The organism is Staphylococcus chromogenes (assembly GCF_029024625.1).
Classification (GTDB): Bacteria; Bacillota; Bacilli; order Staphylococcales; family Staphylococcaceae; genus Staphylococcus; species Staphylococcus chromogenes.
In genome coordinates this window covers 47712-71546 of sequence record NZ_CP118953.1, presented here as the reverse complement: position 1 = coordinate 71546, position 23835 = coordinate 47712, and the positions used below count along the sequence as shown (strand labels likewise).

26 protein-coding genes are annotated in these 23835 nt (G+C 36.8%); 5 read left to right on the top strand and 21 right to left on the bottom strand.

Features of this window, described 5'->3' with window-relative positions:
- Positions 1–75 precede the first annotated feature (75 nt).
- The 15 genes from PYW36_RS00370 to PYW36_RS00300 form a co-directional block, all read right to left on the bottom strand.
- Complete coding sequence (locus tag PYW36_RS00370) at positions 76–1458, bottom strand: MDR family MFS transporter (RefSeq protein ID WP_169301502.1); 1383 nt, start codon at positions 1456–1458, stop codon at positions 76–78.
- 203 nt (positions 1459–1661) lie between these two features.
- Positions 1662–2195 carry an anaerobic ribonucleoside-triphosphate reductase activating protein gene (gene nrdG, locus PYW36_RS00365; protein ID WP_103159029.1) on the bottom strand — a complete coding sequence of 178 codons (534 nt, stop codon included), beginning with the start codon at positions 2193–2195 and terminating at the stop codon, positions 1662–1664.
- Entirely contained in the window at positions 2182–4044 is a 1863-nt protein-coding gene (gene nrdD / locus PYW36_RS00360) for an anaerobic ribonucleoside-triphosphate reductase (RefSeq protein ID WP_103159030.1), read from the bottom strand. Before nrdD ends, nrdG begins: the two co-directional genes overlap by 14 nt.
- 255 nt (positions 4045–4299) lie before the next feature.
- Entirely contained in the window at positions 4300–5223 is a 924-nt protein-coding gene (locus PYW36_RS00355) for a lactate/malate family dehydrogenase (protein ID WP_103159417.1), read from the bottom strand.
- 162 nt (positions 5224–5385) lie between these two features.
- Positions 5386–6279 carry a 5'-nucleotidase, lipoprotein e(P4) family gene (locus tag PYW36_RS00350; protein ID WP_103159416.1) on the bottom strand — a complete coding sequence of 298 codons (894 nt, stop codon included), beginning with the start codon at positions 6277–6279 and terminating at the stop codon, positions 5386–5388.
- Positions 6280–6380: 101 nt separating this feature from the next.
- Positions 6381–6542, bottom strand: a complete 162-nt coding sequence (locus tag PYW36_RS00345; RefSeq protein WP_157946070.1) for a hypothetical protein — start codon at positions 6540–6542, stop codon at positions 6381–6383.
- A 33-nt stretch (positions 6543–6575) separates the two neighbouring features.
- The gene (gene nagA / locus PYW36_RS00340; protein ID WP_103159415.1) at positions 6576–7727 is read right to left on the bottom strand and encodes an N-acetylglucosamine-6-phosphate deacetylase; all 1152 of its coding nucleotides are present in this window, start codon (positions 7725–7727) and stop codon (positions 6576–6578) included.
- Between the two features lie 29 nt (positions 7728–7756).
- Entirely contained in the window at positions 7757–8152 is a 396-nt protein-coding gene (locus PYW36_RS00335; RefSeq protein WP_037576389.1) for a PTS sugar transporter subunit IIA, read from the bottom strand.
- 15 nt (positions 8153–8167) lie between these two features.
- Positions 8168–9067 (bottom strand): PTS system mannose/fructose/sorbose family transporter subunit IID, encoded by a 900-nt coding sequence (locus tag PYW36_RS00330; RefSeq protein ID WP_103159414.1) that lies wholly within the window; start codon positions 9065–9067, stop codon positions 8168–8170.
- Positions 9054–9962 carry a PTS mannose/fructose/sorbose/N-acetylgalactosamine transporter subunit IIC gene (locus PYW36_RS00325; protein WP_103159413.1) on the bottom strand — a complete coding sequence of 303 codons (909 nt, stop codon included), beginning with the start codon at positions 9960–9962 and terminating at the stop codon, positions 9054–9056. Before PYW36_RS00325 ends, PYW36_RS00330 begins: the two co-directional genes overlap by 14 nt.
- A gap of 16 nt (positions 9963–9978) precedes the next feature.
- A complete protein-coding gene (locus PYW36_RS00320) occupies positions 9979–10458 on the bottom strand; it encodes a PTS sugar transporter subunit IIB (protein WP_103159412.1) in 480 nt (159 codons plus the stop codon).
- A gap of 17 nt (positions 10459–10475) precedes the next feature.
- A complete protein-coding gene (locus PYW36_RS00315; protein WP_103159411.1) occupies positions 10476–12242 on the bottom strand; it encodes a glycoside hydrolase family 35 protein in 1767 nt (588 codons plus the stop codon).
- Positions 12243–12258: 16 nt separating this feature from the next.
- Positions 12259–13203 (bottom strand): tagatose 1,6-diphosphate aldolase, encoded by a 945-nt coding sequence (locus PYW36_RS00310; RefSeq protein ID WP_103159410.1) that lies wholly within the window; start codon positions 13201–13203, stop codon positions 12259–12261.
- A 94-nt stretch (positions 13204–13297) separates the two neighbouring features.
- The gene (locus PYW36_RS00305) at positions 13298–14416 is read right to left on the bottom strand and encodes an SIS domain-containing protein (RefSeq protein ID WP_103159409.1); all 1119 of its coding nucleotides are present in this window, start codon (positions 14414–14416) and stop codon (positions 13298–13300) included.
- Positions 14417–14443: 27 nt separating this feature from the next.
- Positions 14444–15157: a GntR family transcriptional regulator gene (locus PYW36_RS00300; RefSeq protein ID WP_103159408.1), complete on the bottom strand. Its 714-nt coding sequence runs from the start codon at positions 15155–15157 to the stop codon at positions 14444–14446.
- A gap of 495 nt (positions 15158–15652) precedes the next feature.
- On the opposite strand from PYW36_RS00300, the gene PYW36_RS00295 reads away from it, so the two are divergent.
- The 3 genes from PYW36_RS00295 to PYW36_RS00285 are packed head-to-tail and all read left to right on the top strand — an operon-like array spanning position 15653 to position 18628.
- Complete coding sequence (locus PYW36_RS00295) at positions 15653–16636, top strand: ABC transporter substrate-binding protein (RefSeq protein ID WP_103159133.1); 984 nt, start codon at positions 15653–15655, stop codon at positions 16634–16636.
- A 19-nt stretch (positions 16637–16655) separates the two neighbouring features.
- Positions 16656–17651, top strand: a complete 996-nt coding sequence (locus PYW36_RS00290) for a FecCD family ABC transporter permease (RefSeq protein ID WP_103159099.1) — start codon at positions 16656–16658, stop codon at positions 17649–17651.
- The gene (locus tag PYW36_RS00285) at positions 17648–18628 is read left to right on the top strand and encodes a FecCD family ABC transporter permease (RefSeq protein ID WP_103159100.1); all 981 of its coding nucleotides are present in this window, start codon (positions 17648–17650) and stop codon (positions 18626–18628) included. The genes PYW36_RS00290 and PYW36_RS00285 overlap by 4 nt, the downstream gene beginning before the upstream one ends.
- An 84-nt stretch (positions 18629–18712) precedes the next feature.
- Here PYW36_RS00285 and PYW36_RS00280 read toward each other — a convergent pair whose 3' ends face one another.
- Entirely contained in the window at positions 18713–18829 is a 117-nt protein-coding gene (locus PYW36_RS00280) for a winged helix-turn-helix domain-containing protein (protein WP_268233642.1), read from the bottom strand.
- A gap of 129 nt (positions 18830–18958) precedes the next feature.
- Between PYW36_RS00280 and PYW36_RS00275 the strand changes: the two genes are divergently transcribed.
- A complete protein-coding gene (locus PYW36_RS00275; protein ID WP_103159102.1) occupies positions 18959–20428 on the top strand; it encodes a C3-binding domain-containing protein in 1470 nt (489 codons plus the stop codon).
- 113 nt (positions 20429–20541) lie between these two features.
- Here PYW36_RS00275 and PYW36_RS00270 read toward each other — a convergent pair whose 3' ends face one another.
- Together PYW36_RS00270 and PYW36_RS00265 are read right to left on the bottom strand one after the other, a co-directional pair.
- Positions 20542–21048 carry a GNAT family N-acetyltransferase gene (locus PYW36_RS00270; protein WP_103159103.1) on the bottom strand — a complete coding sequence of 169 codons (507 nt, stop codon included), beginning with the start codon at positions 21046–21048 and terminating at the stop codon, positions 20542–20544.
- 83 nt (positions 21049–21131) lie between these two features.
- A complete protein-coding gene (locus PYW36_RS00265; RefSeq protein WP_103159104.1) occupies positions 21132–21320 on the bottom strand; it encodes a hypothetical protein in 189 nt (62 codons plus the stop codon).
- A gap of 241 nt (positions 21321–21561) precedes the next feature.
- Here PYW36_RS00265 and PYW36_RS00260 point away from each other — a divergent pair, with 241 nt between their 5' ends.
- Positions 21562–22149, top strand: coding sequence for a hypothetical protein (locus tag PYW36_RS00260; protein ID WP_103159105.1), 588 nt, complete (start codon positions 21562–21564; stop codon positions 22147–22149).
- Between the two features lie 263 nt (positions 22150–22412).
- Here the strand turns inward: PYW36_RS00260 and PYW36_RS00255 are convergent, their stop codons facing one another.
- From PYW36_RS00255 to PYW36_RS00245, 3 genes are all read right to left on the bottom strand, one after another.
- On the bottom strand, positions 22413–22706 hold the full coding sequence (locus PYW36_RS00255; RefSeq protein ID WP_229717308.1) for an HNH endonuclease: 294 nt from the start codon (positions 22704–22706) through the stop codon (positions 22413–22415).
- 7 nt (positions 22707–22713) lie between these two features.
- Positions 22714–23190 carry a hypothetical protein gene (locus PYW36_RS00250; protein WP_229717309.1) on the bottom strand — a complete coding sequence of 159 codons (477 nt, stop codon included), beginning with the start codon at positions 23188–23190 and terminating at the stop codon, positions 22714–22716.
- A gap of 188 nt (positions 23191–23378) precedes the next feature.
- On the bottom strand, positions 23379–23819 hold the full coding sequence (locus PYW36_RS00245; RefSeq protein ID WP_232160188.1) for an antibiotic biosynthesis monooxygenase family protein: 441 nt from the start codon (positions 23817–23819) through the stop codon (positions 23379–23381).
- Positions 23820–23835 lie beyond the last annotated feature (16 nt).

Here is a 23835-nt window from a genome sequence, read left to right as displayed (position 1 = left end):
ACAACCTCCCACTATTTATTACATCTCATATATTAGTAGTATCACTCGTCGTTATTTTCAAACGTTGTTTCACAGTTATTTCGTTGTTGGAACCTCGTTTTTTACAAAAAAGGCAAGTCCAACACCGATGAGCGCCACGAGCGCCACGATGTAATAGGTCATATTCAATCCAAACACCACACTTGCTGTTCCGCTTCGAGACGTTCCTTGCGCGAGGCTGGTCATCGCTGTCACAAGCAATCCTGTACCTATGGCCGCAGAAATTTGGCGCATCGTATTATTCATCGCTGTACCATGTGCAATATATTTCATCGGTAACGCATTGAGAGCTGCCGTAGTCATCGGTGTCATAATCATGGCGTTTCCTAGCATCATGACAGAAAAACTAAAGATGATGTAGAGTATCGGCGTTGACACATGAATTTGAGCCAACAATAAAGCGCCAATCAAAATAATACTCATCCCTAAAATACTCAAACTGCGACCGCCCATTTTATCAAAAACTTTTCCCATTACAGGAGAAAGCAAGCCCATGACAAGTCCCCCTGGTAAAAGAATTAAACCTGATAATAATGGCGACCAGTGAAGCGTATTTTGCATAAATATCGGTAAAATCGTCATACTGCCGATAAATAACATAAACATTAAAATAATCAACATCATAGAAATGGTGAAATTACGATATTTGAACACTCTAAATTCTAATAAAGGTGTTTCAAGACGCAGTTGTCGTAGCACAAATAATATTAAAATCACGATAGAAAGGATGAGCGTCACATAGACGACGGGGTGTGTCCATCCAAGTTGACCTGCCACACTAAATCCATATAACAATCCCCCAAATCCAAGCGTCGTTTCGATCACCGAGAGGACATCGAAGTTCGGATGCGTTAGTTGTGTCATATTTTGAAGTGTGACATAGCCGAAAATAAAATCAGCGACTGCGATAAGTAACACAATTAAGAATAAGTAACGCCAGTCGAAAAAGTTAACAAACCACCCTGACGCTGTCGGCCCTATCGCTGGGGCAAAACCAATGACCAACCCAAACATGCCCATCGCTAACCCACGTTTTTCTGGGGGGAAAATAATGAAAAGAAGCGTTTGTGTGAGTGGCATCAACATGCCTGCGCCTAACGCTTGAACCGCTCTACCGACTAATAATATTGAAAAGTTTGGTCCAATAAAACATAAAAAAGAACCGACTACTACAAACCCGGTTGCTGTAAAAAATAATTGTCGTAACGTAAAACGTTCTATTAAAAAGGCCGTGACAGGAATCATAATCCCATTCACTAACATAAAAATAGTCGTAAGCCATTGGACGGTATTACTTGAAATTTGAAAATCGTGCATTATTTCAGGCAAAATGGTCGCAAGCAACGTTTGATTGAGCACCCCAATAAATGCGCCAATCATCATGACGGCAACGACACGTTGACTGCCCTTTTTATCCATCACTGTCTGTTGTATACCTGAATCCACTTTGAATAACCTCTTTTCTATAAACGGAATCAACTCTCTTTTATTTTATTCGGAATCAATTCCGCTTGTCAAACAACTGAATTCCATAAAAAACACCCACTGTCCTCCGGGTTTTCCACCGAGTGACAGCGGGTGGTCTTTAGCATATCGGTGGTGCACTTATTTTCTTGTGAACTTTATTCAATGTAACTCAACGGCAAACCACTTTCCAATGATTGGCGCACATCAATGACCCGTTGATTCAAAGAACCTTTGTAGGCTAAATTCGGTTGATACAAAGGCTGAATAAAAGGACCATCTACCAGTACATCAATCAGAGATAACAATTGATAGCGGAGACCTGTATCACGCGCCAAATATTCAAACAAAAATCCTGTCCAGACCCACAACGTTTTGCGCGGACCAAATCGTTTACGAAAGGCTTCTGCCAATTTTAATGTGGTATCAACATTACAAAAAGGTTCCCCACCTAAAATGCTTAACCCCGCAATATAGTCAGGTTCACATGCCTTTAAGATTTCAGAAAGGACCTCATCCGTGAACGGCTCCCCGTAAGTAAATTTTTGCGCGGCCACGTTATAACACCCCTCACATTGAAAGGGACACCCTGAAACGTATACACTGACGCGCACCCCTTCGCCATCGACAAAACTCTGTTGTTCAATTTTAGCGATATAGCCGCGACCTTCTACAATATCAAGAGCACTCATGAGGATCCGTTTCCTTTAAATGTTTCACACGCGCACAAATTTCTTTTTGACGTCCTTCAATGACCGGTCTTTGAACTGGATTTCCTAAATAGCCACACGTCCGCTTCACCACATCAATCGTTTTCGGATCATGATTCCCGCAATGTGGACACGTATAGCCTTGCGCCGTCGTTTCAAAATCCCCTTCAAATCCACATTCATAACAGCGGTCTATCGGGATATTTGTCCCTAAGTAGCCGACTTTGTCATAAGCATAATCCCATACCGCTTCAAGCGCCTTTAAATTATGATTTAATTTAGGATACTCACAATAATGAATAAATCCACCATTCGCGAAATGCGCATAGTCTTTTTCAAAATCAATCTTTTCAAAAGGCGTCACATCTTTACGGACGTCATAATGAAACGAATTAGTATAATACCCTTTATCTGTAATGTTTGGAATCGCCCCAAATTTTTCATAATCTAAACGACAAAAACGATCCGTCAATGATTCACTCGGTGTACTATAAATGCTAAACCAAATCTCCGTTTCTTCTGTCCATTGCTCTTGATACGCTTTCATTTCTTTTAATATCTCTAATGTGAACGCTTTGGCTTCAGCATTCGTTTCCCAATTAGGTCCATAAAATACAGTGGCAACTTCATATAAACCGATGTATCCCATAGACACTGTCGCCCGTTGGTGTTTAAACAGTTTAGCAACGGCTTCTTCCGCTTGGAGTTTATATTTAAATGCGCCGCTTTTATATAAAATCGGGGCGTTTTGAGGCGTCGCTTGAAGCACACGTTCTATCCGATACAGGAGCGCTTCATGGAGAATGTCCATACGTTCATGGAACAATTGCCAAAAAGCGTGTTTGTCCCCTTGAGATTCAATCGCGATTCGAGGCAGATTGAGCGTGACCACACCTAAATTACAACGTCCATTGTTTTCAAAATGCCCCTCTACATCACGCCAAGCCGGCAAGAAAGAACGACATCCCATCGGCGCTTTAAAATCCCCTAAAATGTCTACGAGTGCATCATAATTTAGAATATCTGGATACATGCGTTTCGTCGAACATTCGAGCGCCAATTGTTTAATATCATAATTTGGATCATCTTTACTAAAATTAACGCCTTTTTTAATCGAAAAGACCAATTTTGGAAAAATGGCAGTCATACGATTTTTACCGAGCCCTTTAATCCGTGTTTTTAAAATCGCCGTTTGAATTTTTCGGCTCAATTCATCTGTTCCGAGTCCGAAACCAAGTGTGACAAATGGCGTTTGTCCATTTGAAGTGTATAATGTGTTAATTTCATATTCTAAACTTTCAATCGCATCGTGGATATCTTGTGTCACTTGTTGATCGATATAGTCTTCTTGCGCCTTAGCTTTCACAAATTGTTCAGCAACTGCACGGTGATGTGCCTCATTATGACGGGCATATGTACTCAACAATTCGTCAACACGGTCTACTGTACATCCCCCGTATTGACTGCTAGACACGTTCGCAATAATTTGAACAAGTTGCGCCGTCGCCGTTTGAATCGATTTAGGGGAGGTCACATTCGCATTTCCAATTTCAAACCCATGGGCAAGCATGGACTCTGCATCAATGAGACAACAATTCGTCAACGGTTGAAACGGATGATAATCTAAATCATGAAAGTGAATGTCACCATTTATATGTGCTTCTGCCACGCGTTGAGGTAATAAATGTTCTAACGCATAGGACTTTGAAACCACCCCTGCGGTTAAATCTCGCATTGTTGAAAACGTGTTGCTATCTTTATTCGCATTCTCATTCACTACCGTTGGATCTTTTGTGATGAGACCTTGTAAGGCAACCTCAAGTTGTTTCATTTCACCACTCCATTCTATATATAGTATCTATTGTTAATTTAAAACACTATATATAGTAGTTCAAACAAAAATAGAAGTGTTAACATAACTGTCATAGCATTGTTGAGAAATTTTGAACTTTGAAGCGTAAACAATTTTAAAATGAATGTGATTATAAAAAGTTCAAAAATCAACTCCACCGTTGGAGATATGAAAAAACAACGAACAAAGTCTCACACAATGTTCGTTGTTCAATAGGAGAAAATCACTTATCAATTATTGATTTTTCACGTCAATCGTTGCTTTAATATACTTTTCCGCTTGTTCAAAATGGGTACGTTCATCGGCATCTAGTTCAATGTCAAAAACATGTGCGACCCCTGAGCGATTGGTTAACGTCGGTAAACCGATAGCTAGTGCTTTCTCTTCGTTGAGTGAAGTGAGTGGTAAGATAGATTTTTCATTTAACATTAAGCGTTTGATTAAGTCGACCGTCGTTTTAGAAATCGCCGCATTCGTCCATCCTTTATTTTTAAGAACATCAAAAGCGACTTTATCGACTTTTTGTGTAATGGCTTCTTTATTAATGGCCGGTTTTTGAGACAATGTTTCAAATTCTGTTAATGACATCCCTGAGATAGTCACTTTACTCCAAACAGGCACCGCATTTTTACCATGTTCACCGATAACAAATGCCTCAACACTTTTAGGGTCGATGTCGTAATGATCCGCAATCAACGTTCTAAAGCGTGCACTTTCAAGTAACGTCCCTGTCCCCATAATTTTTTCATTTGGATAATCATTCGCTTGTGTCGCAATATAAGTCATCGCATCTACAGGATTTGAAATGAAAATGACGAGGGGTTGTTGCGTCACCGCATTAATTTGATTCATAATATCTTCAATTAAAGAAATATTCCCTTTCGTTAAAGCCGTACGATCCGAAATTTCAGGGTCCATAGGGACACTTGCGGTAACGACCACCACATCCGCATCTTTTAAATCGTCGTAAGTTCCTTGGATAATCTCAATATGGTTCGTCGTTTTTAATCCTTGAGTATGGTGGTGATCGAGTACTTCACCATACGCTAACGTTTCATTGGAATCAATGACAACAATACTTGAAAACAAGTTGGTAGACTGCACATCTGTTAAAATTTGACTTCCTACTTTTCCAACACCAATAATACCTAATTTCATCTTATCCTCTCCTTTATTTAACGATTTTAAGTGTTAAAGCATATTTTAATATAATACGATACAGATTTAAAATAAAAACGTAAAATGTCGTGTATTTTCAAACAAAAAAGCCGTCAACTTTAGTAGTTTTACGGCTTTAAAACGGGGCCTCCACTTTTGGGATTATTCCCCTTGGTATGTTTTAACTTTATTCGTTTTCATATCAAAATATTTCAGAGATTGTTTACGTTTTTCTAATTTTTGTTTGGCATCAATACTGTAATCATTGTTGTATAATGTCGCTTCCCAACTCCCATACATTGGGTTCGAGAAAATAATATATTTACTACCAAATTCATCTTCATGTTGTCTTACTAATTCATCACGAGATTTCGGTGTTGCTGATTTAGGCTCATCAAAATCAAGTAAATTGTCACCAAATAGCATCACTAAGTTGTAATCTGTACGTACTTTATCGCGACGTTCTTCCTTACTCTTATCGCCTTCTTTTTTAAGTAACACATGTTTTTTATCAGCTTGAGGTAGCTTTTCTTTTTTCAAATTTTTAATTGTCGCATCTAAATCTTTTTCATGCGAACGGTCTGACACATAAAAAATTTCAACATCATGTTTATCTGCATATGTTAAAAAGTCTTTCGCACCATAAACGGGTTTAGCTTGCGCACTCTTCACCCATTCATGCCAACCTGTTGGGAAAGATTGCCCCTTTAAAGTACTTGCGGCTTGGTAGGGAGAGTTATCAAGTACAGTTTCATCGATATCTAGCACAATCGCTAATTTTTTACCGCCTTTATGGTGTTTAATTTTTTTGCTTAACGCTTCTTTTGCGCTGTTATACCCTTGCGCATATAACGCTTTCGCTTCTGCAGAATTTTGGTACCACGCCACACTCATGACATTTTGTTCGCCTAATTGCTTCGTGTAGTCATGTTCATGTTGCGCTTGAGTTTGTTGTGTCGGTGCTTGTTGTGTTCCCGCAAACGTATCGGCAGGAACTGTTGAAGTGATCATACCGAGGGCTAAAAGTGTCGTTGCTGTCTTTGTCCATTTGTTCATAATATCCATTCACCTTTTTATGTATATTGTATAAAAGTAGAACAATTAATTATTGTCTTATACGTTTATATCATAAGTGTTTTTATGAAAAAGCTCAACAATTATGAGAGCGTTTTAATGGGTTTATTTTCTGGTGCAAATGCTATTGAAATGGCGTGTTCACATTCGCCTCTTCTGGTATTTTTAAAATCTTTTAATTTAATCAGGCTTTGGTTCTCCTCTCTTGATGTTAGTAAAAATGAAAAAATCCCTTTAAGTGCCATTAATATCAACACTTAAAGGGATTTATATAGTTTTTAAAATTGATGAACGCAACCACTTTTTATGGTTTGTTTCACATCCATGTGCTCATCAAGTATCACAAGGTCGGCAAGTTTACCTTCTTTAATACTGCCTTTTTGGTCATCAATACCTAATACTTGTGCTTGATTGAAGCTTGTACATCTCCAAAGCGTTTCTAAGGAGTCTTCAGTAAATGCCATTAAATTTCTTAAGCCTTCGTTCATTTTTAAAATACTTCCTGCTAATGAACCGGTTTTTAAATGCGCTTCATTGTCTTTCACAATCACATCTTGTCCGCCAAGGTCGTAACAACCGTCTGGCATACCTTTCGCACGCATTGCATCAGTAATTAAGTAGAGATGGTCTGCCCCTTTTTGTTTATAGGCAATTTTTACTGACGCTGGATGGGAATGTACGCCATCGCCGATGATTTCGCAATTGATATTTGGGTTTAACCATGCTGCGCCGAACATTCCAGGATCACGATGGACAAAAGGTGTTCCGGCATTATAAAGATGTGTGACATGTTTAACCCCTATTTCAGAAGCATGGTTGGCTTGATCGAATGTGACCTCTGAATGCCCCATTGAAAAAATAACGTCATTTTTCATGGCTTTAATTGTTTCTTCAGCCCCTTCAACTTCAGGTGCAATGGTCACAATTTTAATTTGACCCTGGGCTACATTTTGTAAATGTTGTAATTGATCTGGCGTGGGTCTCTGAATAAATTTAGGGTTTTGTGCGCCTATTTTATGTTCAGAAATGAAGGGGCCTTCTAAATGGACACCGATAATGTCAGCCGCTTCTGTCCCTTTTTGGTCCTGTTGCACTTTAACAATATTTTTTAGCGCGCGCTCAATCGCTTGAGTCGATTGCGTCATTGTTGTGGCAAGAAAGGAGGTCGTTCCCTCTGATAACAACTGAGAGGCTAAGTGTTGCAGTCCTGTATAGGAAGCATCCATCGCATCTTCACCATATCCTCCATGAATGTGTATGTCTATAAATCCAGGAAGTATATGTTGTCCCTCTGCATCAATTGTTTCTAAGTCACCTGTATAAGGGCCTTCTTTAATTTCTTTAATCATGTCATTTTCAATAATGAGATATCCTTTAGGAATTCGACCTGTTTCCGTGTAGATTGAGCCATTCACGATTGCATAAGACATAGTATACCTTCTTTTCTTAAATATTTTCTTTATTCATCCTCATCGTCAGAAGTTAATAAATCATTAATATGAATTATCCCATCTTTTGCTTTTTGTGCATAGTCTTCTTCTTGGCCAATCATTTGCGCATTAATATAGCTAATAATCATAGGTAAGTTCATACCCGTGTAAAGTTGATAATGTTCTCCTTGCATAATCATCTTTGAGACTGTATTCGCTGGTGTGCCTCCTTGTAAATCTGCAAAGACGACGATGTCATCTCCCTCATGAACAAGGGCTTTAAAATGGCTTTCAAAATCTTCTTGTCCTTGTTCAGGTGTTAAGGCTACCGTATATATATTTTCTTGAGGACCGAGTATCATTTCAACGCTGTCTTTGATGCCTTCACAAAATGAGCCGTGACTGACTAAAATCAATTTTTCCATAATCTACCCATCCTTTTAAATATTTGTAATAACGCCTAATGCAGATAAAATAATAGAAACAATAATCACGATAAATATGGCTTTAGTAGAGTTCATATTTTTTCGACCTAGCAACCAATAAATTGCAAAAACAATAATCAGGGGTAATAAACGTGGTAATATCATATCTGCATTATTTTGAATATTAATCGTTAAATCACCAATTTTAGGTGCCCATGCAAATTTAACACGTATCATTGTGGCTACTAATGCGCCTACCATAAATACACCTAATAAAGTGGCTGCATTGGTTAAGGCTTCAAGTCGATGTTGCATGGTTGTCACTAACGAAATCCCTTCCTTATAGGCAAACTTCAATTGTTTCCATCTGAAAACGATAATCGCCAAAGTAGCCACAAACCATAATAATGCACCAAACGGATTGCCATCTTGAGCCATATTTGCAGCGATTGCCCCAAAAATTGTAGGAATTAAAGAGGCGAAAATGGCATCACCGACTGCCGCAAACGGTCCCATCAGACCTACTTTGATCCCTTTGATTGATTCTTTTGCCGCAAATTGCTCTTTTTCTTCCATTGCAATATCAATACCTGTAATAATCGTATTGAAGAAGTTACTTGTGTTGAAAAATTGCGTATGTGTTTGCATCATTTCTTTAAGTTCAGGAGTATCATCGCCATAAATTTTACGTAGTTGCGGTAAAATTGTGTACAAATAACCCGAACCTTGCATACGTTCATAGTTCCAACCCAACTGATAGAAGAATAAACTTCTAATATTGATTTGTCTAAAGTCTTTGTCAGTGAGTTGATAAGGTGTTTTTGGAGGTGTCCCCGTTAGCTTATCTGTATTTTTCATGTTCTTAGTGTCAGCAGTATCAGATATATTGATATTATTTTGATCATAGTTCGTCATCATCAATCTCTCCTTCACCCTCAACATTTTCACTATTTTGATTATTCTGGCTATTAGAAGTTGCTGATACCGCTCTTGGTGTAGATGAGCGTTTATATTCTAAAGCCGCAAAAGCAAAGCCAATTGCAGCAATTGCAAGCATAGGTAATGATGAGAACGTCATATCAAACTTTTTATCTAATCCTGCCACCGCAGTACCGAGTCCTGACATGCCATCAAATAGCGTCACCATAATTGCTGTAATAATAAATCCAAAAATAAAATATGGATAATGTTTTTTTAATGGTAAGTAACGAAGTAAAATTGCAAAACCTACTGCCGGTAATAGTGCGCCAGCGACTGTTAAGCCATCTCCAAGCCATTTTAAATCTCCATTTAAATAATTCACAATGCTTTTCACCACGCCGCCACCGAATACAAGCGCTAAACATACAGGGATCGCACGAGATAAAGCCCATGGAATTGCACCATATAAGAAGTTACGTTCAATCCCTTTGTAATCCATTTGCTCAATTTTTGCATCAATACGATGCGCAAAAAATGTATTTGTGAATCGCGCAAGAATATCTGTTTGAATCATTAAACTGGCCACAGGCACCGCTAATGTTGCGAGTGCTTGTTGTGGATTCATCCCTAACGCTACAGAAAACGCTACAGCTAACACTGTTCCAGAGTTTGCATCAATACGAGACGCACCGCCAAAGGTACCAACCCCTAATATAGTTAACTGCATCCCACCACCAATGATAAGTCCAGTCGTAATGTCCCCCATGATTAAACCTGAGACAATCCCTGCAAACACAGGATGTCCAAAAATGTTGAATTGTAAATCATCAAGAATTTGATAACCTGCATAAATTGTTAATAATAGTATCTGCCACCACATAATTTCCATAGCAAACACCCCCTATTTACTCTTTAATTAATGTCATAAAATCTACAGCTTTGTCGTTTGGTACCATTTGAGAAATAATTTTTACACCTTCATCTTTTAATTTTTGAAAGTTTTCAATATCTTCGTCCATTACGTTGATTGAATTTGTGATTGAGCGTGTTTCATTCGTTTGGGACATGTTGCCGACGTTGAGTTCCTCTATTTTCACACCGTGACGTACAAGTTCGACAAATCGATCTGGGCGTTTCGCAATAATCATCACACGTTGTGAATCGTATTTACCATTTTTAATATTTTGAGCCGCTTTTTCAATAGGTAATACACTTAATTTAATCCCAGCGGGTGTCGCTAATTTAAGTGCTTGTTTATCAATATCACTTTGTGCGACTTCATCATCAATGACCATAAAACGACTAATATTTAATTTGGTTGCCCATAAGTTTGCGACTTGTCCATGAATCAGTCTTCCGTCAATTCTATTTGCAATAATTGCCATATTACATCTCTCCTTTTTTAATTTGAAAACTGTGCTTTTTTCAATAAATTTATAGATTCACTAAATTTTCCTTCTGTATCAAAAATAATGATCTCGTTTTTTCCTTCTTTTAATAAAGCTTTTGAAATATATAAAGACTGCGTCGGCCCTATATTCCAATAACGGCCAATGTTAAATCCATTTACTAATACGATTCCTTTTCCAAATTGACGCATATCGATATGTGTATTTTCAGGATGCTCAACATCAAACACATACTTATAAAAAGCAGGATGATTGGCATGCCATGCATTTTCAAAATGTTCTTCCTTAAGTAACTCAAAATGAATATCATAGTGTTCCCAGTTCTGAACAAAATGCAAATCTTGCATTAAACCTTGGCCTAGTCCTTTGCGTTGCGTCGCTGCTAGCAATTTGTAGCCATAATTCACGCGTCCCATATTTTCAACTAAAATATCTATCGTAGCATCATCTTCCAATGCGACTTCAAACTGATCTCCTATCTCTTCTTGGTAGGCCTGATATTCCAGTTGCTGATTCACGTAAAAATGGACACGGTCTCTAGCATCAACGATACGGAATTTTTCTTTATCTGTTTCTTTTTTAATAGTGGTTCTATACAACATATATCCATATCCTGTGCCCGCTTCTTCCATCGTTTGCGGATAAAAATGAAGCGTTTTATGGGAAATGTCCTCTAAAATTTCAAATAAACTTACCTTACCAGCTAATTGAATATTTTTAACTTCCATGAACGTTTTGATTTTCGGCTCAAATTGTTCAATGGACGGTAGCGATTTTTTCAGCATTTTTTGTAAGGCAAAATATTTATCATTCGGGTTACCTGCTTCATCTAAAGGCGCATCATAATCGTATGAGGTCACTTGAGGTAAATCTTTCGTTCCACGTGCTGAACATCCGTTCCAAAAACCAAAATTGGTACCTCCGTGAAACATATACAAATTTACTGAACCCATTTCAATGGACGTTTGCACTTCATTTGCCAAATCTTGACCATCTCGTTTAATAATGTCTTCTCCCCAGCGATTGAACCAACCATCCCAAAATTCCATACACATTAACGGCCATGTTTTGCCATATTCTTGATGAAAGGCTTTCAAATTTTCAAAATTTTGTTGGGTGCGAGAGCCAAAATTACCAGTGGGTAAAACATTATCTTTAATCATGCTTCCGGCACGTAAACATTGCGCCCATGCCCCATCTGACGTCACAAAAGGCACCACAACGCCTTCATTTATCATCATGTCTTGAATGGCACGTAAATATTCTGCATCTTCACCAAATGAACCATATTCATTTTCAATTTGCATCATAATGATGGGACCACCGTTATCGATTTGTAAGGGCATTAAAATTTTAAACAGCTCATGAAAGTATTTTTCTACTTTTTCTAAAAATTTAGGGTCACGTGAGCGAATTCTCATATTTCTATCATTCAATAGCCATGCGGGTAAACCTCCAAATTCCCATTCTGCACAGATGAAAGGGGACGGCCTTACAATGGCATATAAACCTAAATCATGTGCTGTTTTTAAGAAAAGTCCTACATCTTTATGACCCGTAAAATCATATTCTCCTTCAATCATCTCGTGAAAATTCCAAGGGACATACGTTTCAACTGTATTAAATCCGAGTGCCTTTAAATTATAAAGAGAATGAGCCCAATCCTCTTTAGGCATTCTAAAATAATGAATTGTTCCAGATAATATTTTGAAAGGCTTATCGTCTAAAAAAAAGTCCTTTTCAATTTTAAATCGACTCATGGAATAACCTCCTATACTATTCGGGAATAGGCGTTGCCGTGCGCTGATTCACTTGATTAAGGGCGATAAGATTTTGTAAGCCCTCATTCTTTAACCATTCCTGTGCCGCTTGTTCTCCATCGTTCATTAATACCTCTGTGGCACCTTTCCAAGTTGCACGCCCACATAGAACGCCATTAAAACGAGCACCATGTTCAGATGCAAATACAAGCGAATCATTGAATAGCTGTGCAGTCACCCCAGCGCTTAAATAAATATAAGGCAGGTCGGTCGCCTCACTTTGCGCTTTAAAGGCTTGGGCGGCTTCCTCTTGCGTCATTATGACTTTTGAACCAAACCCTTCAACAAAGTTCATATTTACAGGTATTTCGACTTTTAATGTATCCACCCCAAAGCGTGGCTCACTAAACAATTTCATCGCTTGGTTGACTTTGTGCGGTTTTACTTTAGCAAAAGCTTCACCTTTTTCGTCACCTATAGTGTCGTCATAAGTTAAAATCTCTAACAAAAATGGTACGTTTTCTGCTTTACACTCTGAACCCACACGCTCTATCATCGCTTGTTTCTTTTGGTTAATTTCTTCTGATTCATCCACATCGTAATAAAGTAAAAACTTGATAGCATCGGCACCCATTTGTACTAAACGTCTTACACTTTGATTTTCAATGAGTCGTGGTAAGCGCCCAGGTTGTTCTTTGAGATATCCCGTTTGTTCATAAGCTAAAATCAAACCAGAATGCGCATCATTTTCCTTTATCGCCTCTGTCCCAAACTCTGGATCCACTAGAAAGCTTGACCCTTCTGGAGTCAATGTTTCAGCGACAAGTTTTTTAAACACCGTCAAATTCTCAGTGGTTCCCTTATCACCTAAAAGGTTCATTAATGCTCCGCGTTGGTCTACTGCGACTGCGGCATAAATTCCGTTTTTATCTACTAATTTACTTAAATCTTTTGTTTTCAATTACAACCGCTCCCCTTCTACCTCAGTTTTATTTTTCAACTTTTAACGATTCAATATTATTAGTAAGGTCTACTGATGGGTTAAAAGTGTAGGTTTAGTCCGCTGTTTCCAAAGGATAGATGGTAACCCCTTTTACTACGCGATTAATAAATCCATCAGGACTTGGATTGTCGGGATTTAAGCCTAAAGCTACCGATTTCTTCGCAGCCAGTAATTGGCCAAACATGAGGTAGAGTAACGCTAACTCTAAATCATTGAGGTTGGATGACTCCGGTAACGTGAGTGTGTGAGGACGCTGTTCTTCTTGAGCATCTAGCACGACGATTTGATATTTATCTTTTACTTGGTCCACCTCTTCAATAATGTCTACTTCATATTGACGAATATAAGTATGATTACTGCGTAGCATAATAAAGATGGCATCCTCGCTCAAACCTGCTTTAGGACCATGTCTAAACCCAAGTGTTGTTTCTCGAGCGATCTCAATCTGACCTGATGTCAGCTCGTTTAATTTCAAACTCACTTCTTTAGTTAATTCTCCAATTAATCCTGTTCCTACGTAAAAGACCTTTGAATAGTCTAATTGACTGACTGCTTCTGCTTGTTTTTCAATCCAATCAAAATTATCATGCGCAATGTCGAAAAATGACTCGTGGTAAGTTCCGCCAAATAGGACATAAACCGCAAATAACATTGATGAGAAACTAGACGTCATCGCTAACGATTTGTCATTCGTTTCATCAGGAAGGACGATTTTAAAAACATGATCATTTTCTTCAGATGCCCCTAAAAAGCCTTCTTTATTGTTTGTGATATACAAGTGATACGCATGCTTAGTCAGTTGATTCGCAATTTCAACGGTTCCTTTTGTCTCTGGACTATTACCTGAACGTGCAAATGAGACGATTAAATAAGCCGTGTCCTCCTGAATGTACACTTCGGGGTTTGTCACGAAATGAGTCGTCGGCACAGACTCAAATTCAAAGGCTTTTAAAAGGTCGGAGTGACATGCCATGCGTGCCACATCGCCGACATAAGCACTAGAACCTGCACCTGTGAATAAAACTTTTAACTTTTTCCCTTGATTTGCATCTTCGATATGTTTGATAAATGCTTTAAAGCTGTCTACTTTTTGAGCAACGATATCGGCTGTACGACGCCACATCTCGGGTTGTTGCTTAATTTCTTTATAAGTATCTGTTTGATTTAACACAATAATAACCTCCTTGTTGGTATACCTTTACATCAATTTGACGGTATATTTATATTTATTGCTGCCGGTAATACTTTGGGTATATTCAATCACCGCATTACCGACATAACTCAAACGTTCAATATACATCGAACTGTCATTTTCTTTACCATTGAGTAGCGCAGCATGTTTTTTACTAAGTTTGCTTGCTACTAAATTTTCATATGCATTCGTAATTTGAATGTTGTAATGTTGATTCAACGTTTCATAAAGTGAAACTTGATTAAAATCATATTGATCTAATCCCTCGCAAAGCGCCACAGGCAGGTAACTCACCTCATAAATGAGTGGCTTATCATTGGATAAACGCAATCTTTCTAATTCATATACACGGTCACCTTTCTTAAGCCCCATTTTTTCTTGTAAAAACGGTGACGCTTCAATACTTTGAATATTGAGCATTTTCGTACTCGCTTTGTCACCATTTTTTTCTATTTCGTCTTTGAAGCTATATAAATTGTTTAAAAACTGTGTATATTGATTGCCCAATACAAACGAGCCTTTACCATGTTCTCTTTTAATAAAATGATCCTTTTCTAAAAGATCTAACGCTTCTCTCACTGTAATACGACTAACCTCGAAATCTTTGCAAAGTTTTCTTTCTGAAGGTAATTTACCCCCTTCTGCGTAAGTTCCAGATTCTATCCCTTTACGAATAGATTCATAAACTCGAAAGTACAAAGCTGTATTCTTTTTATCCACTTCCGCACCTCCAACCAACTGGTTATAACCACTTATAGTATAACTTCTGTTTTTTAAGATGTAAAGGCTTACATAGAATGTAATTTTAAATTCTTTTTTAAACTTAGTATTTTTTTAAACCTACCATTACTACTATGATGTGCCTTAAAAATATAGATGTTTATGTATCAAATCTCACTTCACTCATGGTATGAACTAAGTGACTTTTTTGACATGACCAAAAATGTTCTAAAAATTATCCGGTATCTCTTTAAAAAATGTTGATTACACTGTGACTACTATGAATAGGCATCACTACTGTCTGTATACTATGAATTTTTGTTGTGTTAATTGTGTTGAATCATCAATATTTCTTTTATAAAAATCCATATTTCAAAAAGTTGCATATACGTAAATTAAAAAAATTAAATATTTTAATTGACTTAGAACGTGAAATGTAAGACATTATAATTGATAATGATTATCAATTAACAACTAGGAGGTCTCATCATGTGGATGAAAAAACTATCAAAAATGTTCATCATGGCTTTGGCGATGATTTTTGTTTTAACCGCTTGTGGTAAAGGGGGTTCTTCAAATTCGAAAGGGGACGGCAAATCTGTTGAAATTAAACATGCCTTAGGGACAACTGAAATTAAAGGAAAACCTAAGCGTGTCGTCACACTTTATCAAGGCGCCACAGATATTTCTGTGGTCTTAGGTGTAAAACCTGTCGGCGCCGTTGAATCTTGGACGCAAAAACCGAAATACGATTATTTGAGGAAAGATCTTAAAGAGACGCAAATCGTCGGTCAAGAACCTTCCCCTAACTTAGAAGAAATTTCAAATTTAAAACCAGACTTAATTGTCGCTTCGAAAATCCGTAACGAAAAGCAATATGAACAACTTTCCAAAATTGCGCCAACTATTACAATTGGAACGGTTTATAAATTTAAAGAGACGTTAGATCTCATGGGTAAAGCTTTAGGTGAAGAGAAAAAAGCGAATGACTTGAAACAAAACTATGAAGATAAAGTCGCTCAATTTAAGAAAGATGCTAAAGCGTCACTTGGCGATAAATGGCCAATGAGTGCTTCAGTTGTCAATTTCCGCACCGATCATGCTTGTATTTATGCCAGTGGGTTTGCTGGAGATATACTTCATGATTTAGGATTTAAACGTCCAAAAGAACAGCAAAAACTAGTGGATAGTGGACAAGACATTATTCAATTACCCTCAAAAGAAAGTATTCCCCTCATGGATGCTGATCATATTTTCATCTTCACTTCAGATTCCAACCCTTCTGAAGCCAAATTAGCTCGTAAAACTAAAGAAGAATGGACTTCTAGTGAACAATGGAAAAACTTGCACGGTGTAAAAAATGGTGGCGTTTCTGACAATGTCGATGAAATCACATGGAACATGGCAGGGGGCTACACTTCTGCTATCGAAATGATCGATGACTTGTACAAAAAATTAGAGATTAAAAAACAATCATAATCCATAAAGGAGTTACCTCATGTTACTTAAACCGCGCTATCAATTGATGCTTGCGGGGTTATGTCTTATCGTTGTAACGATATTGAGTTTAATTATAGGAACGACGCTTGTGCCGCTCAGTGAGTTGCTACAGGCGTTATTCCACTTTGATCCTCATAACGATATCCATATTCTCCTCGCAGAATCTAGAGGTTCCCGCACGGGTATTGCATTACTAACGGGAGCGGCGTTATCTGTGGCAGGACTGTTAATGCAAGTGTTAACGAGAAATCCTATTGCTTCTCCAGGTTTATTTGGCGTGAATGCGGGCGCCGTATTTTTCGTTATTGTCGGCTTAACGTTCTTTAGCTTAGGCTCCTTTAAACTTTTAATTATCATTTCATTTATTGGAGCGCTCTTTGTCACCTTTTTAGTTATCGCACTCGGTATGTTTAAACAAGCCCAATTTTCACCGAACCGCATCATTTTAGCTGGGGCAGCTATTGCGGCATTATTCCATGCTTTTACACAAGGCTTATTGATTATGAATGAACGTAACTTACAAGGTTTCTTATTTTGGCTTGCGGGTTCTGTTTCCGTTCGTAATTTATGGGAGGTCCCTTGGGTCATTGTGCTTGTCCTCGGCTTAATATTTATCGCGTTTTTAATGTCGTCGCACATCAATATTTTAATGACGAGTGATGAAATTGCGACAGGTCTTGGTCAAAATATCAAATTAACGAAAGGCCTAATAATCGTGATTATCAGTGCATTAGCCGGGATTTCAGTCGCTATTGCCGGCTCGATTTTATTTGTCGGTTTGATTGTGCCTAATATTACGAAAAAATTGCTTCCACCTAACTACAAATATTTAATTCCAATGACCGCCATGTGCGGGGCCATGTTGATGATGATTTCTGATATTATCGCTCGCATCATCATTCCACCTTTGGAACTTCCTATTGGGGTCATTACCGCCGTCATCGGTTCTGTGACTTTAATTGCGATTATGAAGAAAGGAATACAACGCCTATGAATCCAATCATCCATCAACACGATCGTCTCCGTTTAATCATTGCCGTGATAGGCTTAGTCCTTCTTTCATGTTTGAGTCTGATGCTCGGGTCAACGTTCATTAGTCCCTCTATGTTGTGGTCATATATTATGAATCCCATGGAGAGTCCCGATCAATTTACGATTGAAGTGTTACGGCTCCCGCGCCTTGTGTTAGCTTTAGTCGCTGGCGCTGCCCTCGGTATCAGTGGGCTGCTTTTACAAAACGTCTTAAAAAACCCTATTGCCTCTCCTGATATTATAGGGGTCACGGGCGGTGCAACGTTAGGGGCTGTGTTGTTTATTGCGTTCGTGAGTGGCATCAGCATCCACTTTTTACCGGTCTTTACATTAATGGGCGCAGGTGTTGCAACATTCATTTTAATGGCCTTTCAAAAACGTGGAAACCTCCAACCGACGACGCTTATCATCATTGGTATTGCCCTACAAACGTTATTTATGGCGCTCGTGAGCGGTCTACTCGTCACAACCAGTCAACTTTCCGCTTCAAAAGCTTATCTTTGGCTCGTCGGCAGTTTATCAGGCGCTACATTTTTAGATAGTTTGATTATTTTAGGATGTTTCATCCTGATGTTACCCTTGCTCTTCCTCATCGTGCCAAGGCTCAATATTGCGACAATGACCGATGAGGTCGCCACTGGATTAGGACTAAACGTCAATCAGACGAAACGCTTCGAAATGATGATCACAGCAGTGCTAACGGCTGCAGCTATCAGTTTTGTTGGAAATATTGGCTTTGTCGGTCTGATTGCGCCCCATATCGCAAAAACGATTATAAAAGGGAGTTATTTCAAAAAGCTTTTAATGTCCGCCATTGTAGGCGGTGCCTCACTTGTCCTCGCTGACCTTATGGGGCGTTTGCTTTTTTACCAAAAGAAGTGCCTGCCGGTGTCTTTATTGCCGCTTTTGGCGCCCCCTTTTTTATTTATTTACTACTGACCGTCAAGAAAATATAAACAAAAGCACTCAACCTTCTTTTAAAAAGAACGGTTTGAGTGCTTTATTTTTTCTACGGGTAAGCGCTCAAAGTGACGCTTGTTCTTGTTTCATCATTTGATAGCCTACGGAGAGATGCGTCCGAATATATTGTGGATTTTTTGGATCATATTCAATTTTTTTGCGCAATGTTGTCATAAACACGTGCAAGGACGGTAAATTAGATTCCAATATTTGATAATTAAGAAATATTTAATGTTAAAACAACTAGTTGCGTGTTACACTTTTCTGTGTTAATAAAAGTTATTCTATTTAAAAAAGAAAGGGATAGTTATGATCAACAAAAATATTTCTAGATTATTAATGGGAGCAGCAACAATTACACTCACAACAATGATTGCGAATGGGGAAGCAAAAGCAGCAGAGGAGACAAACACAACAGGTCAACAACCAGAAACAAACCAAGTCGACAATGCCCAACGCGCTTACTACAAAGTTTTAAACCTTGAAGGTCTTTCAGAAGAACAACGTCAAACACACATTCAAACATTAAGAGAAAATCCTAACCGTGCACAAGAAGTTTTCTCAGAATCCATCAAAGACAGCCATCATCCAGAGCGACGTGCCGGCCAACAAAACGCCTATTACAGCATTTTAAACAATGACTCACTTACAGACGACGACAAAAACCATTACATTTCTCAACTTAGACAAAATCCAGACAAGAGCCAAGACATTTGGTATCAAACTTTACATCATCAACCAGAAGTCAACCACAACACAGAACAAACACCTTCAGAATCAACTCCAAAAGTAAACGAAACAACACAACAAACAAACGGTCACCTCACACGAGAACAAGCTATTGCACGTGATAACGAACTTACTTCAGAAGCGAACACATCATTATCCGAATTATTAAAAACAGATTCTATTGAAAACAGACGTCAAGCTCAACGCAACGTCAACAAAGCACCCTTAGACGTAAAACTACAATTACAACAGCAACTCGACTTCATCACAGCACAACACGATGAAACAGTACGTCAAAACAATCAAAAAGCAACTGAAGCTACAAACAGCAGTATCGATGACGCCTACGCACGTCAAGATGAACAAGTCCGCAAAATCAACGACGCTTTAACACAATTAGTAGATAAAGACTCAATCGATCACCGTCGCCAAGCACAACGTGAAGTGAACAAAGCCACTCACGACATGAAAGAACGTTTGCAAAAACAATTAGACTTGATCATTCAAAAGCACGATACACAAAAACCAAGCACAACCGTTGCGACAGAAGCACAAACAACGCCAAATGCAGAAACACCAAAAGTAGAAGCACCCGTTCAAACAGAAATAGCACCAAAAGCACCAAGCTACTGCCAAACATTCAAAAACTATGTGACAGACGGTTACAATAAACTTTCTGACACATTCAACAAAGGCTACAAATATGTGGCAGATACGTATAATAGTTACAGTAAAAAATATGAAGATGCTAAATACTACGTAGGAAAGTATTATGAGTATAAAGGCATTGTTGATAAATCCGTATTGATCACTTTAGGTGGTGGTTTGAATTCATACATTAATCCACTTGAGACTAAAGATGAATATTCTACAATTTACAACGCCTATGCGAAAACGCGTAACTACGTCACTGAAGGCATTAATACAGGTAAAGTTTTATATGCGTTTTACCAAAACCCAAATACAGTAAAAAATGCAATTAAAGTTGCTGAGGCGACAAATTCTATCACAAGCACAATTTCAAACATTTGGTCATCAATTTGGAAATAATTGAATCTCTTTAAGACATGAAAAAGCCATCCGTATCATGCGGATGGCTTTTTTGTGGTAGATAAAACTACCACTACTATCACGAAAAGTATTTCGATCAGGAATGTTACGTGTTATATACTACTGTTAATCCAATTTTGTTTTAAAAGTCCCATCATATGGCTATCAGTGTAGGTCCCTCTAGTAAAGAAATGTTCCTTTAACGTACCTTCAATTACAAAATTATATTTTTGATAAATATGGATGGCTTTTTCATTTTTTACATCTACGTATAAATAAACCTTATGTAAATTTAAAATAAAAAAGGCATAATCTATCGCTTGCTTAAAAGCTTCTTTGGCGTAACCCTTCCCTGCGAATTGTCCATCCACAATAATTTGGATTTCACAGTTTCGATGAATAAAATTAATTTCTACAAGTTCTACAATCCCAACTTTTTCATTTTCAGCTTCTATAATAAATCGTCGTTCAGACTCATCTAAAATATGTTTTTGATATAACGATTTGAGTTCCCCTAACGATTCATAAGGCTCCTCAAACCAATAGGCCATCGTCGCATGTTGATTATTTAACTGGTGGATAAAGTTTAAATCTGTTTCTTCAAGCGCTCTAATTCTCATATAGATTCCTCCATTAGGGTTGATTAAAGAAAGACTTATAAAAAGCTTGTTGGAGCCACATTTTTAATTCCTTTTATGCGGTTTCAGAAATACTCACTAATCTCCTTTAATTGTTTTTGAAAGGCAATTTTACGAATCATTTCATTCGTAACTTTTTTCTTATTATTAATTACCTCGAGAATCTGTTTTTGTTGTTCCTTCGATACTTCCATACCTTCAAGCGACAAATTTTTAGCGATTTGTTTGTTTATTTTTGAATCAATTGTAATCAAATTATCATCTCCTCAAGGAACAATACGACATAAAACACATAGTTTTCCCTAATGTATATTAAAACATTTCTATAGGTCTATATTCATTAAATTTCCATACGTAGCAATCACAAACTCACGTAAGATACATAACAATATATTCAAACACTTATATATAACACACTTTTATTGTCATTTTCATTTACTTTTTATTTATTATTTTACAACACGTTATGATATTCTATAAAAAAGAGGTGGGCCAATGAATAAGAAAACTTACGATAAATTATTAAAAGATTACTTTAGTTTAAATTCCCCTAAAGAAACTACAGCAGTTAAATATACTGGAGTTTTTAACAGCATACATATAATTATTTACTTTGATGCTTGGGATCGAGAAAACTTAAATTTCCAACTTATTCTTCATAATAATTCAGAGTATTACCTAACTACTTTAAATATAAAAAACAATGACTTTAGTTCTAAGTATTTAAACAATATCTCATATACCCTATTAAGTTGCATAACTAATGATAATAGCTTGAATGAGTTTTATTCGAAATTAGAAGAAATTATAAATAATAATAATCATATCCCCATAAATTATACTAAAGACAAACAATACACCAATACATGTAAGTATAACCCACCTAAAGAAGAGCTGTATTTAAAAACCTTAAGCCATAAAAATATGACTGATGATATGTTTAATTGGGCTCGGTATAATACGAATATCGAATTAGAGAAATTAAAGAAAATAAAAAGGAATAATCTCACTTTTGTAAGAACCCCTGATATAAATAAAAGAAGAAAGCTAATAGTAATCCTAGATAGTTTTAATATACATTAAGTAATAGCAAGAAATAAAATATTGAGAGCATCCCTCATTGTAAAGTTCAGGATGCTCTGTTTATTTATAAATAATATTTATAAATTAACTCAGAATGAGTGTCAGATAAATTTTCACCAAAGTACTTAATATAATCAATGATATTAGTAACATAATTTTCTTCGATTTTTATTTTTTGTGGGATTGCTTCTAAACAATGATCTAAAGAGTTTCTATATGGTTTAGAAAGGTCAATTACATCATATGATGATGAATCATCTGAATTAGAGTAAATAAAATAGTTTATTTTTATTTTTCAATTCTTCTACTGTCAGAGGTTTGTCTCTTTTTCTATGTATCATTTTATGACAATTAGAACATAATGGAACTAAATCTGTCTCTGGATTGACAGAAATTTCTCTTCTAATGGAATACATCGGTTTAATGTGATGAATTTCGATGAATTCTTTTCCAATATCACCATACATTTTTTCAAAATTAAAGTTACAAACTTTACAAGTCGTTCCATGAATTTCAATTGCTTTTTGCCTTAATTGAGGATTACGTTCAAATTTCACTCCATATCTAACTTGAATTTTCCTTCTTTATACACAAAATTTTCGAGTTCAGGTTCATTTTCACTTGCATCTCTTGAAAAGAAGATAATTTTTCTAATATGTACACTAGCGAGTTATCTTTTAATGATCTTGGTTCCTGGATATTTCCCTTTAGACCGTTTAGTTTTAAGTTTTCACGGGTTAATAGTGATTCATTTATACTATCAATTAATTCAAGTTGCATGTAATTACCATAATTATTATAATTTCTACCGTTCTTAACATAACCACTATCATCAATTGTAGGCTTAGACTTGTTTACTTTTTTGATCTTACATATGTATTTAATACAAGAGTATGGACGAGAAAGATAAATTAAAACTGTATCCCCACTCTCTGCTGATTTCATATTATTGCTCTGTTTCCAATCGACTTCATTTAGTTTTTCGAATGCACTTATAACATCGTAATCTTTTACATTACACGGAATAACCCAATACCTCATTGTTCCATCCCCCCTGAATATTCACTATTTTAACTTTCCTAAATTATTTAAAACCGCATCTGTTATGATAGGCTTCCCCTTATCAGTGATTTTGCTAAAATTTTTATATCGCTTAAAAAATAGGCAAGTTAGTATTTAAATAACTCGCCTATATGTTTGTAGAAATATCATTTAATTAAAAAATTATGTTATTTAAATTCTAAACTAATATTAAATGATAGATTTCTGTTTACAATAGATTTATCAGCACCTTGCTTGGTTCCTCTATTTTTATGGGATGCTTTATATTCCTGAGACTCTTGCCAATGTTTGTAAGCTGCTTCGTCTTGCCAAAACGTAATGATAACATGATGTTCATGTGTACTATGTGGCTTTAGAAATAATAGATTTTCAAACCCTTCAGTATTCTCTAGATGTTTATCTCTATTTAAGAACACACGCTCGAAGTCTGCCTCTAAACCAGGATTAGCATATAAATGGTTTAAAACTGCATAACCGTATTGTGGCAAATCATTAATTTGTTCTAATATAGTATAGTGATATGTCACATTAAATCTATTAATAGTTACCTCATTATTATTTTTTTCTAAATAAATACGATGTATTTCATTTTTCAACAAATGAATCACTCCTTTTTATTGGATG

Excerpts from the sequence above, each read along its gene's own strand:
- PYW36_RS00370 (WP_169301502.1), bottom strand. The coding sequence starts at position 1,458 with ATGGATAAAAAGGGCAGTCAACGTGTCGTTGCCGTCATGATGATTGGC.
- nrdG (WP_103159029.1), bottom strand. The coding sequence starts at position 2,195 with ATGAGTGCTCTTGATATTGTAGAAGGTCGCGGCTATATCGCTAAAATT.
- nrdD (WP_103159030.1), bottom strand. The coding sequence starts at position 4,044 with ATGAAACAACTTGAGGTTGCCTTACAAGGTCTCATCACAAAAGATCCA.
- PYW36_RS00355 (WP_103159417.1), bottom strand. The coding sequence starts at position 5,223 with ATGAAATTAGGTATTATTGGTGTTGGAAAAGTAGGAAGTCAAATTTTA.
- PYW36_RS00350 (WP_103159416.1), bottom strand. The coding sequence starts at position 6,279 with ATGAACAAATGGACAAAGACAGCAACGACACTTTTAGCCCTCGGTATG.
- PYW36_RS00345 (WP_157946070.1), bottom strand. The coding sequence starts at position 6,542 with ATGGCACTTAAAGGGATTTTTTCATTTTTACTAACATCAAGAGAGGAG.
- nagA (WP_103159415.1), bottom strand. The coding sequence starts at position 7,727 with ATGTCTTATGCAATCGTGAATGGCTCAATCTACACGGAAACAGGTCGA.
- PYW36_RS00335 (WP_037576389.1), bottom strand. The coding sequence starts at position 8,152 with ATGGAAAAATTGATTTTAGTCAGTCACGGCTCATTTTGTGAAGGCATC.
- PYW36_RS00330 (WP_103159414.1), bottom strand. The coding sequence starts at position 9,067 with ATGACGAACTATGATCAAAATAATATCAATATATCTGATACTGCTGAC.
- PYW36_RS00325 (WP_103159413.1), bottom strand. The coding sequence starts at position 9,962 with ATGGAAATTATGTGGTGGCAGATACTATTATTAACAATTTATGCAGGT.
- PYW36_RS00320 (WP_103159412.1), bottom strand. The coding sequence starts at position 10,458 with ATGGCAATTATTGCAAATAGAATTGACGGAAGACTGATTCATGGACAA.
- PYW36_RS00315 (WP_103159411.1), bottom strand. The coding sequence starts at position 12,242 with ATGAGTCGATTTAAAATTGAAAAGGACTTTTTTTTAGACGATAAGCCT.
- PYW36_RS00295 (WP_103159133.1), top strand. The coding sequence starts at position 15,653 with ATGAAAAAACTATCAAAAATGTTCATCATGGCTTTGGCGATGATTTTT.
- PYW36_RS00290 (WP_103159099.1), top strand. The coding sequence starts at position 16,656 with ATGTTACTTAAACCGCGCTATCAATTGATGCTTGCGGGGTTATGTCTT.
- PYW36_RS00285 (WP_103159100.1), top strand. The coding sequence starts at position 17,648 with ATGAATCCAATCATCCATCAACACGATCGTCTCCGTTTAATCATTGCC.
- PYW36_RS00275 (WP_103159102.1), top strand. The coding sequence starts at position 18,959 with ATGATCAACAAAAATATTTCTAGATTATTAATGGGAGCAGCAACAATT.
- PYW36_RS00270 (WP_103159103.1), bottom strand. The coding sequence starts at position 21,048 with ATGAGAATTAGAGCGCTTGAAGAAACAGATTTAAACTTTATCCACCAG.
- PYW36_RS00260 (WP_103159105.1), top strand. The coding sequence starts at position 21,562 with ATGAATAAGAAAACTTACGATAAATTATTAAAAGATTACTTTAGTTTA.
- PYW36_RS00250 (WP_229717309.1), bottom strand. The coding sequence starts at position 23,190 with ATGAGGTATTGGGTTATTCCGTGTAATGTAAAAGATTACGATGTTATA.